General features: G+C 34.4%; 15 protein-coding genes and 1 riboswitch (1 of these 16 only partly in view). Of the genes, 3 read left to right on the top strand and 12 right to left on the bottom strand.

From position 1 onward, the window contains the following. The 4 genes from SD1D_RS00530 to SD1D_RS00515 all read right to left on the bottom strand — a co-directional run. Positions 1–408, bottom strand: partial view of a bifunctional 4-hydroxy-2-oxoglutarate aldolase/2-dehydro-3-deoxy-phosphogluconate aldolase gene (locus tag SD1D_RS00530; RefSeq protein ID WP_058257124.1) — the beginning only. It extends 555 nt beyond the left edge of the window; only the first 408 of its 963 coding nucleotides appear in the window; it begins with the start codon at positions 406–408; its stop codon lies off the left edge, out of view. Positions 409–482: 74 nt separating this feature from the next. Continuing rightward, complete coding sequence (locus SD1D_RS00525) at positions 483–1151, bottom strand: CvpA family protein (protein WP_058257123.1); 669 nt, start codon at positions 1149–1151, stop codon at positions 483–485. Between the two features lie 54 nt (positions 1152–1205). Next, positions 1206–2351 (bottom strand): DUF5711 family protein, encoded by a 1146-nt coding sequence (locus SD1D_RS00520; protein WP_058257122.1) that lies wholly within the window; start codon positions 2349–2351, stop codon positions 1206–1208. Positions 2352–2538: 187 nt separating this feature from the next. Next, positions 2539–3894 (bottom strand): LysM peptidoglycan-binding domain-containing protein, encoded by a 1356-nt coding sequence (locus tag SD1D_RS00515; RefSeq protein ID WP_058257121.1) that lies wholly within the window; start codon positions 3892–3894, stop codon positions 2539–2541. A gap of 303 nt (positions 3895–4197) precedes the next feature. Here SD1D_RS00515 and yyaC point away from each other — a divergent pair, with 303 nt between their 5' ends. Further along, positions 4198–4800 (top strand): spore protease YyaC, encoded by a 603-nt coding sequence (gene yyaC, locus SD1D_RS00510; RefSeq protein WP_058257120.1) that lies wholly within the window; start codon positions 4198–4200, stop codon positions 4798–4800. Here yyaC and SD1D_RS00505 read toward each other — a convergent pair whose 3' ends face one another. Continuing rightward, the gene (locus SD1D_RS00505; RefSeq protein ID WP_058257119.1) at positions 4801–5901 is read right to left on the bottom strand and encodes an AAA family ATPase; all 1101 of its coding nucleotides are present in this window, start codon (positions 5899–5901) and stop codon (positions 4801–4803) included. 206 nt (positions 5902–6107) lie between these two features. Continuing rightward, positions 6108–6237, top strand: a riboswitch (cyclic di-AMP (ydaO/yuaA leader). A gap of 135 nt (positions 6238–6372) precedes the next feature. Between SD1D_RS00505 and SD1D_RS00500 the strand changes: the two genes are divergently transcribed. Then, complete coding sequence (locus SD1D_RS00500) at positions 6373–7608, top strand: cation:proton antiporter (RefSeq protein ID WP_058257118.1); 1236 nt, start codon at positions 6373–6375, stop codon at positions 7606–7608. A gap of 29 nt (positions 7609–7637) precedes the next feature. Beyond that, a complete protein-coding gene (locus SD1D_RS00495; RefSeq protein WP_058257117.1) occupies positions 7638–7988 on the top strand; it encodes a hypothetical protein in 351 nt (116 codons plus the stop codon). A gap of 106 nt (positions 7989–8094) precedes the next feature. Here SD1D_RS00495 and SD1D_RS00490 read toward each other — a convergent pair whose 3' ends face one another. The 7 genes from SD1D_RS00490 to SD1D_RS00460 form a co-directional block, all read right to left on the bottom strand. After that, a complete protein-coding gene (locus tag SD1D_RS00490) occupies positions 8095–8691 on the bottom strand; it encodes a CYTH domain-containing protein (protein WP_058257116.1) in 597 nt (198 codons plus the stop codon). Positions 8692–8755: 64 nt separating this feature from the next. Beyond that, entirely contained in the window at positions 8756–10600 is a 1845-nt protein-coding gene (locus SD1D_RS00485; protein ID WP_058257115.1) for a heavy metal translocating P-type ATPase, read from the bottom strand. A gap of 12 nt (positions 10601–10612) precedes the next feature. Further along, positions 10613–10834, bottom strand: coding sequence for a cation transporter (locus tag SD1D_RS00480; protein ID WP_058257114.1), 222 nt, complete (start codon positions 10832–10834; stop codon positions 10613–10615). A 143-nt stretch (positions 10835–10977) separates the two neighbouring features. Next, positions 10978–11346, bottom strand: coding sequence for an ArsR/SmtB family transcription factor (locus tag SD1D_RS00475; protein WP_058257113.1), 369 nt, complete (start codon positions 11344–11346; stop codon positions 10978–10980). 274 nt (positions 11347–11620) lie between these two features. Continuing rightward, on the bottom strand, positions 11621–13150 hold the full coding sequence (ahpF, locus tag SD1D_RS00470) for an alkyl hydroperoxide reductase subunit F (protein ID WP_058257112.1): 1530 nt from the start codon (positions 13148–13150) through the stop codon (positions 11621–11623). 11 nt (positions 13151–13161) lie between these two features. After that, positions 13162–13725, bottom strand: coding sequence for an alkyl hydroperoxide reductase subunit C (gene ahpC / locus SD1D_RS00465; RefSeq protein WP_058257111.1), 564 nt, complete (start codon positions 13723–13725; stop codon positions 13162–13164). 441 nt (positions 13726–14166) lie between these two features. After that, a complete protein-coding gene (locus SD1D_RS00460) occupies positions 14167–14892 on the bottom strand; it encodes a M48 family metallopeptidase (protein ID WP_058257110.1) in 726 nt (241 codons plus the stop codon). Positions 14893–14900 lie beyond the last annotated feature (8 nt).

The raw sequence follows: 14900 nt of genomic DNA, 5'->3' as shown, positions 1-14900 counted from the left end.
GGCTGCTTCTGCCGGGAAGAACTTAACCACCTCTAGTCCCAGTTCAATGGCAGCCTCTACATCACTGGGTGTGGAACATCCCGGTGTAATAGGTATATTTCTCTCTACACAATAACTTACTACTTTAGGATTTAAACCGGGGCTTACAATAAAGCTTGCACCGGCATTTACAGCTTTGTCTACCTGATCTGTTGTAAGAACCGTACCGGCCCCTATCAACATCTGGGGAAATGCTTCCCTCATAAGTCTTATTGATTCCTCAGCTGCTGCCGTACGGAATGTCACCTCTGCACAAGGAAGTCCTCCGTCACACAAAGCCTTGGCAAGGGGAACTGCGTCCTTTGGATCATCCAGTTTAATTACAGGTACAATACCCATCATTTGAATTTTACTTAGTACTTCATTCATCTTGCATTCTCCTTCATATTATGTGTATAAATTATGTTAATGAAATTTGCAAATTATATTCATATAAATATAAGTTAAATAATCTTTACAGCATTTAAAACTATGTTTAAAAAGAAGTTGTTATTATAGATAAAACTTAATATAGCACTTTCTTCGATTTGCTGGAAGGCACTCTTTCCTAAAGCCGAACTGCTTATTACAGTCAATATTAAAAATATGATCCATACTATAACCAGTCCCTGCAAAGCACCTACAAAAAATCCTGCTGTCTTATTAATTTGATTTAAAACCGGTAGTTTACTTATAATATTAAGGGCGATACTTACTACCCAAAGTCCTATAAAAACAATTATAAATGTTAAAATAAATGCCATTGCATTAATAACTATTCCTGTTACTTGAGTAGTAATATAGGATTTAATATTTGCTTCCTGTTTTGCCTTATTCTCTAATAGAGTCTCTCTAATTGACTTAGGCAAAGGAAGTTGTTTAATCATTTCATCTTGATTATCGCTTTCCTTATTCTCTAAGGATAGCATAGTCTCTACCTTCTCATATGTTTTCTGATAAAATGCCTCATTGTTTTTTAGCATTCCATTAATCGAGGGACTTACCCATGAAGTTAATAATAAAGCGGCAATAAATGAAAAAAGGGAAAAGACTATTTTTATTAAACCGACTTTGCGGCCTATAAAAGCATTTACAATAATTATTCCCAGTACTACAATTAACAACCAATTCATACCAAATATCCTCCTTTAAATATTACCATTACAACATTTAGTTTCTATTTAAAGTCACTCCACCAGCTGAATTTCTAATATCTCCTTAGGATTTACCAGAAAATAATTATCCAGATGATTGATAGGGTATAAGGCTGAAATGTTTGTAGTAAAAGTATATCTGAACTTTGCCTGACCGTTTGTTTTATAAATCACACAGGAAAGGTCGTCATACATAATAATCTCATCCTTTGAAAGATAGATAGTATCATAATCAAAATCCAGTTCCTTATTTAATACCCTATTACCCTTTAGGTCATATAAATACAAGCTTGATTTTTTTGTCTCCTTACCTTCAATAACTAAGCCCACATATTTCTCATTATGTAATACACTTTTTATTTCCCCTTCAACAATTTCCTCTTTATATATCTCTGCCTTTTCCTCCATGGTAAAGATCAGAAATCCTTCTTCCGTAAATGCACAGACGGTATCATTATCTAAGAATGTTATTCTGGGTACTATTTTCCCGTTATAAATCAGAGCACCAACAGTACGGTCGGTAAAATTTTTGCCTACCTCTCCAAAATTAAGAAATAATAAATTATTAATTATTTCCCCTTTATTGATACAAAGATATGTAGCTCCTATCTTCTTTCCGTCATGTGAAAGGGTAAAATCCATGGGGTAACCGTCCTTTACCACATTGGTTATCTTCTCACCTAATAATTCTCCCTCTTTACTATATATCTCTATATAGCTGGTTTCATCTTCTATCATAAGGATTGCAACAACCCCTTGATTAGCTACCTGCACTTTTATAATTGGGTGATTAGTTGTGATACTTCCTGCTAATCCCTTCTTATTAAAAATACTTACTTGTTTGCTTCCCCTGTCTGCTATTGCCACATAATCCCCACAGGTATCAGCTATTGGATCAGACATTTCGAAAGAACCGTTCCACAAGAGATTTCCTTTGATATCAATAGCAAGCGCCCCATCTTTGCTATATCTAACTACGGCTCCGTTATACTCAAGATATCCGCCCAAATTTTCTTCTGTATTTTCAAGCCTCTTTATAACCTCATAATCCTGGTAGTCGCGGTTAATTAATTCGTAAATATATACCGCACCTATTATTACTATAAGAATTAATAGGCTTGTAAAAACTATGGTCTTATTCCTACGGTATCTTTTTCTTCTGCTTTCGTAATCCCTCAATTTATGTACACCCGCTTCTTTCTTTGTCCTACTAATAACTTTAATTGAAATTATACCTCATTTTGTCAATAAAGGCACTATTTTTTTTAATAAAATATGCCACAGAAAAATATCTTTTTAAAGATTAATTTTCTGCAGCACATAATTTACTTTACATACATTGAGGTAAGTATAGGTAATAAAGCTATTAAGGAACTATTAGCTTCTGCCCGATATATATCATATCTTCATCTTCAATATTATTAAGTTCCTTGATTTTTGAAATATAATTTGCCGAATTATATAGTTTATAACTGATACCCGCAAGGGAATCCCCTGCTTTTACTGTATAATATTTTACTTCTCCTTCAGATGATACTAAATCCTGTCCACCGGTTGCTTCAACCTGATTAATCTGATGCTCAACTTGACTTTGCTCTTTTTCTGCTTCAGCTTGTTTTTTATCATTTTTATCGGAACTTGAACCATCTTCACTGTCTTTTTTATCTTTTTTATCTTGGTTTTTATCTTCTTTTTCCTCTTCTTTTATTTCTTCTTTTTCACTTTTTTCCGGTAGAGGGGTTACTTCGCCGGAAATCACTTCAATATCCAAACTTTCCTCGGTATCAGAAGGTATACTTGTGGGCTGCTCATTTTTGGCTTCTATAATATCCTGTGAAACAATATCCTGTGAAACCTGAGCATCTTCATTTTTTAAAAATACCGACTCTACTTCTTTTAAGTTTTGGGATAAAGAATTTAGGGTATCCTGCATATTTTTCATTTGATCATAATTACTTAGTATGGCCGCTCCAACAACTAAGATAATAACCGCCAATAATGTACCGGCTGCATACATGAGACGATTTATACTTTTATTTTCATCATCAGTTTGAGGTTTTTTATTTTCAAAAATTGTTCTAATCTCCCTTGATACACGATCATCATACTGGGCTTCTTCACTGGGTTTTTGCTTATGTTCAATCATATAGTCCTGCATCTTCTCATTCTTCTCATAATATATGTAATAACCTTCTTGTCGGCATAAAGCGCCATTTTCATAAAAATAGAATGCTTCTTCCTTTTCCATATTATCATAGGTAAGTAAGGTCTTATCTTGTCCGGCAAAATTATCAATATGGGCTTTTAAGATTCTTTCCTTATCCTCTAATATGTATCCCGGACCTCCTAAAAACCATCCCACAATTTCACTCTCAACAAAATACTTTTTAATATTTTCATATATGGCAGTCCAGTGGTCATTGGTAAATACAATTTCATCCTTTATATCGATATCTTCCACCTCTACTGCCCCTGATATAAAAATGCACCTGCCTTGCTCAAGGCTTACATAATGTCCCAATAATACTGCCACACGGCAGGAGGAATAATCTTCCCCAGCCAGCTGTTTGGTAAAGGTCATTACATAGTCTTCTACATAAATTTTTTTGGAAACATTACTTTTTCCAATCTGCCGAATGTTTTTTGGCATCTTAAAGTTTGCCTGCACCCTGCCTGTCCCATTTATTTCAGTATTATCATTACTGTATACCGATTCTATCATAGACCCTTCTCCTATCCGCTAAAGATACTATATTACACAACTTTTCACTTATATTAGCATAAGCAAGCTTATTCTTGTGTCGTATTGCGTATCGGAGATATAAAAACTTATCATCAAAGTTCTACCAATAAATCAAAAAAACCTTTTAATTCCTTTGATTGCTTCCTTGCTATTTAAGAAGCTGTGCGCATTTCGTATTCTTTTGCCACATTTCCTTTAAAATCTATTGGTTTTCAATGTCTATTTTTAAAGTATCTGGTAATACTTAATTTAAGCTAATTATTTTTAAATTTTGGAGGTAATATGAGCATTATTTATAAAGGAAAAAATCGTATCATTTACTTTAATTCATCAGAGCAAAATACAGCCTATGAACTGGGCTTGGCCTTATTAGCATTAATTAAAAAACAGGTTCTATTTAATAAAAACATTATATTTTTGTGTATTGGATCTGACAGGGCAACCGGAGATTGTCTTGGACCAATAATCGGATACAAATTATCAAAATACATTAGGCTGCCAAGATTTCATATCTACGGCACCTTAGAGGAACCGGTCCATGCAAAGAATCTTAAAGACACCGTAGCAATGATTTATGAAAAGCATGATGATGCTTTTATCATTGCAATCGATGCCTCATTAGGTAAATCAGATCATATAGGATATATTACTCTAGGCCAAGGGCCCTTAAAACCTGGGGCAGGAGTAGATAAAGACCTGCCTGAAGTAGGGGATTTATTTATTACCGGCATAGTGAATTTTTCAGGCTTACTAGATCATATGCTCTTACAGACCACCCGGTTAAATGTTGTCATGTCCATGGCAGACCAAATCTGCCTTGCCATTAACTATTGTTTAAATCGATTAAAACCCCATGTTTTAAAGGATGAGATTTCTATAAATTAATTACCCCATATTATTTCTATGGAATTGAATGGCTTCTGAAATGTTAGAGGCATTTCCGGCCTCAATAATATTAATCAATGAAGCCAAGCGATCAAGTGTCATAAGGTCTTTACCTATAAAAGGCTCGTATTCACTGGCTATTTTTAAGGTTAAGGCCTTAATTATTTCATCAGTTTCTCTTATTTCCTCACTTATTTTATTGTAGTCTTCCTTTAAGCTTGATATCTTTTCATCGTATTGCCTGCTTATTTCAGCAGCAATAACTTGATATGTTGTATTTTCAAATGTTAGCAGTGCCTCTTTCTTTTGCTCCGCAATATCTGCAATCTCTTTATTTAATTTTGAAAGCTCCTTATCTAAGTCTTCCAATCCGTAAGCACTTTCATCTCTATCCTTAATTACTTTTCTTTTTATAACCTTAATCTTTCTATTGTTTTTTATAATCTCATGGCGCTTAGCTTGCACTTGCCTTATAACATCACCATACTTATCCTTTGTTTTATTCCCAAGTAGTAAATAAAGCCCTCCAAAGATTATCACAGTTATTATATAAATAATAATCAGATATAGGCTTTTTTCTTCCGGAAGAATATAAAAGTAAACCCCACAAGGAATAACTAATAAGGTAATTAATAAACTTGCTAGGATAATTATATAATCCACAAAATACCTGGGATAATATAGGGCATAGTAAAGTCTTGTATTACAAAAGGAAGGAACCTGCTTTTGCTTAAATAAAGTTTTCCCCTCCAGCTTAAGCCTATGGTTTTCTTCCCTTAAGCTTGCTGTCTCCTCTCCGATGCGCTCAGATACCTTTTTATTCTTACGCCTATCCCTTTTTTCCTTTATTCTTTTTATACGGGATCTGGTCTTTTCCAGTTGTTTGTCATAGGCTTCTTCTATTTCAACCTTTCTTTTTTTAGTAGTGGCTTGGACTTTTTCAGAAAGCTCTTTCTCCAGGCTATAGATATTCTTTTCTATTTTATCTTCTTCTAAAACCAGCTTATCATACTTTTCATGACAAGTACGTAGCTTAAGTAAGCTTTCCCTAATTTCCTTTAACTTATCTAGGCCACCGGACAGTAAATTTCCTTCATCCATTGCAATTCCCCCTTAGTAATTTGTTATCTTTTAGGCTTTAGTTTTTTGCAAATTCGGTCCAGTATTTTCTTTCTCTGTCTTTATTTTATACTAATATATATATCAATGAAAGTACTTTTCATGAATTTACACTTATTTTGCATAAAAGACCTTGGTGCTGTTAAATATTTAACAAATTTGACTCTTTTTGTCCCTTCTGCTATGATTAATAGGCATTTCCGAATATCTTTAAGGTAGTGGGGGACCCAACTTTCTGGGGTGAATCCTATCAATAGGAGGGGCAACTTGGTAGCCCTAACCCGTCAGCTAATCCCATAGGAAAAAAACCAAGCGTATGGCGGCTCTATATGAGTGTGTTTATCCGCTTTTTTTTGATGCAAAAAAATATATACAAAGGAGGTTTCGTATTATCTGTTCATTTACTAATGTAACCAAAAATGTTTTTATTATATTTGATATGGAGGTACGAAATTGAATTTATTATTAAAAGTTAGTATAGTATTATTAGTCGGTGTTCTTGGTGGGAAAGTAGCCCGAATTTTTAAACTGCCTAATGTATCCGGTTATTTGATTGCCGGGCTGTTTTTGGGTCCCTCTTTTTTTAAATTTATAGGTGGACAAGATGTATCAAACTTTTCTGTCATTAGTGAATTGGCTCTGGCTATTATAGCATTTAGTATCGGAAGCGAATTTGTTGTCAAAGACATGCTAAGACTAGGTAAATCTATTGTAATTATAACCTTGGCAGAAGTAATAGGGGCTGTTTTTATTGTATTTACAGTAATGTACTATATATTTAATCAACCTTTTGCCTTTAGTGTTGTTATCGCATCCATGTCTGCGGCTACGGCTCCTGCTGCCACATTATTGGTCATAAAACAGTACAATGCCTATGGGCCATTAACCAAAACCATCCTCCCAGTGGTTGCCTTAGATGATGTGTTTGGAATTATAGTTTTTGGAATTGCAATGTCCTTAGCTCATCTTACCAGTGGGCAAGAAAGCTTTTCAATATTTAAAATGATAAGCGAACCTGCCATTGAGATAGGAGGATCTCTTCTTCTTGGACTTGCTTTAGGTATTGTTCTTGTTCTTGTTGCTAAAAAGTCCAGTGGCCGTGACGAACTTCAAGCAGTTGCCTTGGTAGCTATAGGTATTGCAACCGGCTTATCAAACAGCCTTGGGCTATCTCCTTTATTAACCAATATTATGATGGGTACTATCTTGATTAATATGTATCCCAAGTCCAAAAGAGTCTTTAATTCTGTTAATGATTTTTCTACACCTGTCTATATTCTCTTCTTTACATTGGCAGGTGCCAGTTTAGATTTAAGTATTTTACTTCAAGTTGGAATGCTTGGGATTGCCTATGTAATTGCCAGAGCATCGGGAAAAATATTGGGAGCTTGGCTAGGTGCAAAATCTGTTAAAGCAAATCCCACGGTTACAAAAAATCTCGGTTATGCACTGCTTCCTCAGGGTGGTATATCTATAGGACTCTTGGTACTTGTACGGAGTCAACTGCCTCAATTTTCCGCTGAAATTAGTACAATTATTATGTTTAGTGTACTGATTTATGAAGTAACCGGGCCTATATTTGCCAAGTTAGCTATACAAAAAGCCGGGGAGATTAATGGATCCGGTAAGAGCGATAAATTGAAAAATAAACCTAAAGTAACAGCTTCTAATTCCCAATTAGACGGCTAAAAATATTATTCCCATAAGGAGGATTAACAATGTATGCTCTATTTGTTGTTTTAAATGAAATCGATTATATGGAAGACATTCTCACCGGCTTTGTAGAAAATAAAATCAGTGGTGCAACAATTTTGGACAGCCAGGGTATGGGAAGTGCTATTGCCAACAGCAATAACAAAGATATTCCTTTGTTTAGCGCCTTAAGTATGCTGCTTGGGGATGCCCACCCTTACAGCAAAACTATATTCACAGTACTTGAAAATGAAGATATGGTTGAAAAAGCCGTCGGTGTAGTTCAAGAAGTTGTTGCTGATATTTCAGGAACCGGCATAGGCTTTATGTTCACTGTTCCTATAGCTAAGGTTTATCCTATGAAAAAGGAAGATTAATGGATAGAAGTATAGACTTATAAAAGAAAGCCATAAGCTTCATTCTTATATTACATTAATAATATCTGTAATATAAGAATGAAATTATGGCTTTTGTTCTTCATTATCAATTATCTAAAATTGAATTTATCCCCTTATATCTTTCCATAAACCTACCAAACTTTCCTTTGACTTTATTATTGGTGGTCAGTCCCAATCCTTCCAATATGCTTAATAGCTGTGTGTTAAGAGTATCATTAAATTCAATTTCCAACTCATAATCTGTCTTGCCCAAGTATACACTCTTATCTAAAAATATAATATTATTATCTTCATAATAAGATACAAGCCGTTCTGTATAAAGATGTCCCAGTAAATAAACATCAGGGAAATCATTAACCGAGCATAACTTACATAAAGTACTGCCATCAATTTTATAAGGTACAATATTACATTCTTTTTCAAACTCTTTTTTTACATGAACAGCTCCCTCTACTGAAACCGGCATTTTAACTTGTAACATCATACCGCTACTTAGTCCTCTAATTCTAACGGTAGCCCTATTATCCTTTATGCTATCTGAATTCCCACCATAATAAAAGTTAATCTGGGATATATCTTCACTCCAGTTAAACCTTTCTTTTATAAGCTTATACTGATCTTCAGTTAATAAAATCTTCAATTCCTTTTCAATCATATTAAATTTAATAGACCCTAAGTCCATTTCTCCTTTTTATAATGTAATTATACTTGATATTTTACATTATAATACAGTATCAAATCAACCGCTACTTTCCAAATCTCATGGTTCTAAAGGAATTTAATATTGCTAATATTGTAACTCCTACGTCTCCAAATATGGCCACCCACAAATTTGTAATACCCAGAGCACTTAAAATAAGAATTAGTATTTTAACACTGATTGCAAATATAATATTTTGATTGGCAATCCCTATTATCTTCTTTGATATTCTAATAGCTAGTGGAATTTTCGATGGTTCATCGGTCATAATAATCACATCTGCTGCCTCAATTGCTGCATCGGAACCCAGACCTCCCATGGCGATTCCTACGTCTGCCCTAGCAAGAACCGGTGCATCATTAATGCCGTCTCCCACATAAGCTAATCTCCCCTTATGGGACTTTTCTGTAAGGAGCTCCTCTAGCTTATTAAGCTTATCTCCCGGTAATAATTCAGTAAATACCTGATTAAGTCCTAGGTACTTACCTACCTTTTTACCTACTGCCTCATTATCTCCTGTTAACATTACAGTTTTCTTTATATCTAAAGCCCTTATCTCCTTTATGGCCTCTTTAGTATCTTTCTTAATTTCATCGGCAATAAGTATATATCCGACATACTTTCCCTCTAGGGCAACATGGACAACCGTGCCAACTAATTCTTTATCATGGTATGCTATATTCTTAAGTTTCATAAGTCTTGCATTACCAGCAATAACTTTCTTTCCTCTGATTTCAACTTCAATGCCATGGCCTGCAATCTCTTCCACATTAGAAATTTCCGCTTGATTAATTTCTTTCCCATAAGCTTTCTTAATAGATTCTGATATGGGATGATTGGAGAAGCTTTCTGCATAGGCAGCTAATTCTAAAAGTTCGTCTTTGGATATCCCTTCCGGAACAATCTCCTGGACATCAAATACCCCCTTTGTAAGAGTACCGGTTTTATCAAAGGCTATTATCTCAGTATTAGCCAAAGCCTCAAAATAGTTACTGCCCTTAATAAGAATTCCTTTTTTAGAAGCTCCCCCTATTCCGCTAAAGAAAGTTAATGGAATGGATATAACCAAGGCACAGGGGCATGATACCACTAGAAAGGATAAGGCCCTGTAAGACCACTCCCTAAATGCTTCCCCTTTTATAAAAAGCGGTGGTATAAGCCCTAGCATAAGTGCAAGGATAACAACAACAGGGGTATAATATCTGGCAAACCTTGTGATAAACTGTTCTGACTTAGACTTTCTGCTACTGGCATTTTCAACTAAATCTAAAATTTTGCTAACTGTAGATTCTTCATATTCCTTGATAACCTCAGCTGTAAGCAAACCATTTATATTAATGCAGCCACTTAATATCTCATCACCTACTTCTACTTCACGGGGCAGGGATTCTCCTGTTAAAGCAGAAGTATCCAAAAGGGATCTTCCTTCTATTACCCTAGCATCAAGAGGAATACGCTCACCTGCTTTTATAACAATTATATCCCCTAGCTTCACTTCATCAGGATCTACTTTAATTAATTCATCTTGTTTTTTTACATTGGCATAGTCCGGGCGAATATCCATCAAATCAGCAATGGACCTTCTTGATTTATCTACAGCGTAACCTTGGAACAATTCCCCAATCTGGTACAGGAGCATTACTGCAATTCCTTCAGTATATTCACTAATAATTATGGCTCCTATGGTAGCAATAGCCATTAGAAAATTTTCATCAAAAACCTTACCCCTGATTATATTTCTAATAGCCTTAAGAATAATATCTCCACCTACAAGGATATAGCTTATAAGATATAAAACAAGACTAGGCCAGCCCTGATATATCATATTTATAATTACGGCAACCACAAGTAATACTGCACCGGATATAATCCTTACAAGACTTTTCTTCATATAATCACATCCTTATGCCTTCTTCATTTTTGTATCAGGCTCTATTTTTTTAACTATTTTCTCCGCCTCTTCAATTATTTCAGCCATTAACTCATCGACTCCTTCGATAATCAACCTTTGTGTCATAAAATTTACTGTGGCTTTTTCTACTCCCTTTATTTTATTAATTGCCACTTCCATCTTAGCAGCACAATTTGCACAACCTAATCCCTCTAAAATAAATTTCTTTTTCATAAAATATATCCTCCAATCTTTTAAATGCTAAAAATCATTTTTTAAATTTACATATATAAGTAAAATTTAAAAATACATATAATAATGAACACTTGAACAAGTATTCATGTATTAGATCAAAAAATATACTGATAAAAATTTAATTATACTTCTTTTATATGAGTTAATCCTTGATCTAAAATCAACCTTACATGTTCATCATCTAATGAATAATATACTACTTTACCTTCTTTTCTGTTTCTAACTAATTTTGCTTGCTTTAAAACCCTTAGTTGATGAGATATAGCTGATTGTGTCATATTAAGCAAGGCAGCAATATCACAAACACACATTTCAGCTTCGTCTAGGGCCCATAATATTCTGATTCTGGTAGAATCCCCAAATACTTTAAAGAAATCTGCCAGCTCATATAGTGTCTCTTCCTGTGGCATCTTTTCTCTAACCTGATTTACAATATCCTCATGAATTACTTCACAATCACATCTATCTGCTAAAGTTTGTTTTCTAGACATTATTTCACCCCACTTTGACTATGTACTATATAATATGTGAATAGTTGCTCATGTGTTCATATTTATTATATAGTTATTGTATTTAGATGTCAATATAAATAAGGTGAAACACTTTATTTATTTTATCTGCACTATGAAATGCTTCTTAGACTCAATTTGCTAATAACTTAACTGCTAATAAATTATCTTTTTATCTTCAGGAATAAAAATGAGGAATCACAAATTAATTGTGACCCCCCATTAATATATAACTAATATGCCTACTATTATTTATCTAATTTCTAATCAAATAGTCAAATGCCCCTAAAGCTGCATTTGCTCCGGATCCCATAGATATTATTATCTGTTTGTTAGGGCTGTCGGTGCAGTCTCCTGCAGCAAACAATCCGGGAATTTTAGTGGCGTTATATTTATCTACAGGTATTTCACCCATAGGATTTCTTTCAAGGAAATCTTCCAGCCACTCTGTATTAGGTACAAGACCTATTTGAACAAAGACACCTTCAAGGTCTATATGCTTTTCTATACCGGTATCCCTTTCCACATAAGTTATACCATTAACCTTGCTGTCCCCGGTAATTTCTTTAGTCTGGACATTTTTTAATACTGTTACATTAGGCAGACTATATAACCGCTCTTGTAAAACCAAATCAGCTTTTAGCTCCGGCATAAATTCCATTACCGTAACATGATCTACCACTCCGGCTAGGTCTATGGCGGCCTCTATACCTGAATTGCCTCCACCTATAACTGCTACCCTTTTTCCTTTATACAAAGGACCGTCACAGTGAGGACAATAGGCCACACCTTTATTCTTAAATTCAGCCTCCCCTGGAACATTTACATTTCTCCAACGGGCTCCGGTAGCAATAATTACGGTTTTACTTTTTAGAATGGCTCCATTTTCCAACTCAATTAAGAAGATATCTTTCTTTTCGATGCTTTTTACCCTTTGGGGGCACATTATATCTACATCATACTCTCTGACATGATCTTCTAGAGCTGCTGCCAGCTTAGGACCCTCTGTTTGCTTAACACTGATAAAATTCTCTATAGCCATGGTGTCCCTTACCTGTCCACCAAACCGCTGGGCAACTATACCAGTTCTTATTCCCTTTCTAGCTGCATATATGGCTGCACTGGCTCCCGCAGGACCGCCTCCGATAACCAAAACATCAAAGGGTTCTTTATCTTCAAACAAAGAGGCATCAGGGGTGACGTCTAGCTTTGCTAGAATTTCTTCTAAAGTCATACGTCCTCCCCCAAAGAACTCACCATTTAGGTATATGGCAGGCACAGCCATAATATCCTTGCTTTCTACCTCATCCTTAAAGGCAGCTCCGTCTATCATAGTATGGGTAACATTAGGATTTAGAACACTCATAATATTTAGGGCTTGAACGACTTCCGGACAATTATGGCAGCTTAAACTGATATAGGTCTCAAAATGAAATTCACCCTTCAGCTTCTTAACCTGCTTGGCCACATGTTCCTCTACCTTTGGAGGTCTTCCGCTAACTTGTAGAAGTGCCAATACTAAAGAAGTAAATTCATGGCCTAAGGGAAGACCGGCAAAGGTAATACCCATATCCTTATCAGTACGGTTTATACTAAAGCTAGGTGTACGAGGAAGCTTTGCTTCTTCTGTCTTAATCTTAGGTGACAGTAAAGCAAGCTCCTCTACCAGAGAAATAATATCCTTGGATACAGAATCGTCTCCTACACTGACTTTAATTAAAACGTCGCCCTCTAACAGCTTCAGATACTCCGCCAGTTGATTTTTAATTTCTGTATCTAATATCATATATTCGCTCCTTAAATCTTGCCTACTAAATCAAGGCTAGGCTTTAATGTTTCTGAACCCTCTTTCCATTTGGCAGGGCATACTTCATTGGGATTATTTCTAACATACTGTGCCGCTTTAATTTTGCTAACTAAAACATCTGCATCTCTACCAATATTGCCGGCATTGATTTCTACTGACTGAATTATGCCGTCTGGATCGATTATAAAGGTACCACGATCAGCTTGGCCTTCTTCTTCAATTAGAACATCAAAGTTACGGCTTAAGGTATGAGAAGGATCTCCAATCATAATATAGGTTATCTTACCAATTGTTTCAGAAGTGTCATGCCATGCCTTATGGGTAAAGTGTGTATCTGTGGAAACAGAGTATACTTCCACTCCCATACTCTTTAATGTCTCGTAATTGTTCTGCAAATCTTCTAACTCAGTAGGACATACAAAAGTAAAATCTGCAGGATAGAAGCAAACAACGCTCCACTTACCTTTAAAATCTTCTTCTGTTACCTGAATAAACTTTCCATTATGATATGCATGTGCCTTAAAAGGTTTTACTTCGGTTCCAACTAATGACATAATAAATACCTCCTAAAATATATTTTAATTTTATGTTAATAAAGTTAATACATGTTTGTATTGGAATATTAATAATAGTAATGATTCCTATTATTATAATATAGGTTTATTTCATATTTGTCAAGTACTAAATTTGATTTTTTTGCTAAAAATATTTTTTTGTAATAGATTAAATTTAATATATTACTTTTATGTACTTTATATATGGGATTAAACTTGCAAAAATCTATATCATAAATGTATGTTAGCTTCTTACTAAAAATGAGGAAAAGCTATCAATACTACATGTATATAACTACCTATACCTGTTTTTAAATTTATGGATTTAAATATATAAAATTATATAACTAAAAAAGCTTAATAAAAAAATAAGGATTAAGGAATTTGCCAGAGGCATTCCTTAATCCTTTTTGTAAAATTTAGTATACGAAAAATACCTTATTAGATTATCTTATCAATTTCCTTTTTTCTTTCTTTCCAATCCGGCATTAGGGCTGTAAGAAAATCATAAAAGTTTTTTGAATGATTTGGGTGTATAAAATGTGCAAACTCATGCATCACAACATACTCTATACAAGTTCTTGGTGCTTCTACCAATTTACTGTTTAAAGTAATGATTCCCCTCTGTGAGTGACAGGATCCCCATCTTGATTTCATCTTCCTTATTTTAATAAGGGGGTATTTTACTCCATACTTTTCAAATTTTTTATGGACTTCTTTGGAAATCTGATGAAAAATATTTGTTTGCATTTCCTTAAGCCATTTATTTATCAAAATTTCTTTGCTTCTTATATTGTACTTATCCTTTACCGTAAGGTAAATAAAATCATTATCTGAAGTTACTGATGATGTATTCCCCTCTATAACTTTTAAGTACAATTTCTTTCCTAGAATTTTAAAACCTTCACCCTCTTCATACCTTCTGGGAATATCAGAAACTTGTTTTTTCATTGCTTCATATTTTTTTAAAGCACGAAATATAAATTCTTCTTTCTCCTTAATAAGCTTATCAATATAATCTATTGGCACCCTATTACTAGCAGAAACTAAAACTCTGCCATCAGGTTTAATGCGAATATTAATATTTTTTACCGGTTTTCTTGTAAGCATATATCCTACTTTGCCTTGCCTACATTGAACTTCCCTTGTTTCTGAAGGATATTTCATTGGTTCTT

It is taken from the genome of Herbinix luporum, from assembly GCF_900070325.1.
Taxonomy (GTDB): domain Bacteria; phylum Bacillota; class Clostridia; order Lachnospirales; family Lachnospiraceae; genus Mobilitalea; species Mobilitalea luporum.
The sequence above is the reverse complement of the archived record's forward strand: the minus strand, read 5'-3'. Positions and strand labels throughout refer to the sequence as shown.

Coding starts and splice junctions, on each gene's coding strand:
- SD1D_RS00525 (WP_058257123.1), bottom strand. CDS start 1,151: ATGAATTGGTTGTTAATTGTAGTACTGGGAATAATTATTGTAAATGCT.
- SD1D_RS00515 (WP_058257121.1), bottom strand. CDS start 3,894: ATGATAGAATCGGTATACAGTAATGATAATACTGAAATAAATGGGACA.
- yyaC (WP_058257120.1), top strand. CDS start 4,198: ATGAGCATTATTTATAAAGGAAAAAATCGTATCATTTACTTTAATTCA.
- SD1D_RS00505 (WP_058257119.1), bottom strand. CDS start 5,901: ATGGATGAAGGAAATTTACTGTCCGGTGGCCTAGATAAGTTAAAGGAA.
- SD1D_RS00495 (WP_058257117.1), top strand. CDS start 7,638: ATGTATGCTCTATTTGTTGTTTTAAATGAAATCGATTATATGGAAGAC.
- SD1D_RS00490 (WP_058257116.1), bottom strand. CDS start 8,691: ATGGACTTAGGGTCTATTAAATTTAATATGATTGAAAAGGAATTGAAG.
- SD1D_RS00485 (WP_058257115.1), bottom strand. CDS start 10,600: ATGAAGAAAAGTCTTGTAAGGATTATATCCGGTGCAGTATTACTTGTG.
- SD1D_RS00480 (WP_058257114.1), bottom strand. CDS start 10,834: ATGAAAAAGAAATTTATTTTAGAGGGATTAGGTTGTGCAAATTGTGCT.
- SD1D_RS00475 (WP_058257113.1), bottom strand. CDS start 11,346: ATGTCTAGAAAACAAACTTTAGCAGATAGATGTGATTGTGAAGTAATT.
- ahpF (WP_058257112.1), bottom strand. CDS start 13,150: ATGATATTAGATACAGAAATTAAAAATCAACTGGCGGAGTATCTGAAG.
- ahpC (WP_058257111.1), bottom strand. CDS start 13,725: ATGTCATTAGTTGGAACCGAAGTAAAACCTTTTAAGGCACATGCATAT.
- SD1D_RS00460 (WP_058257110.1), bottom strand. CDS start 14,892: ATGAAATATCCTTCAGAAACAAGGGAAGTTCAATGTAGGCAAGGCAAA.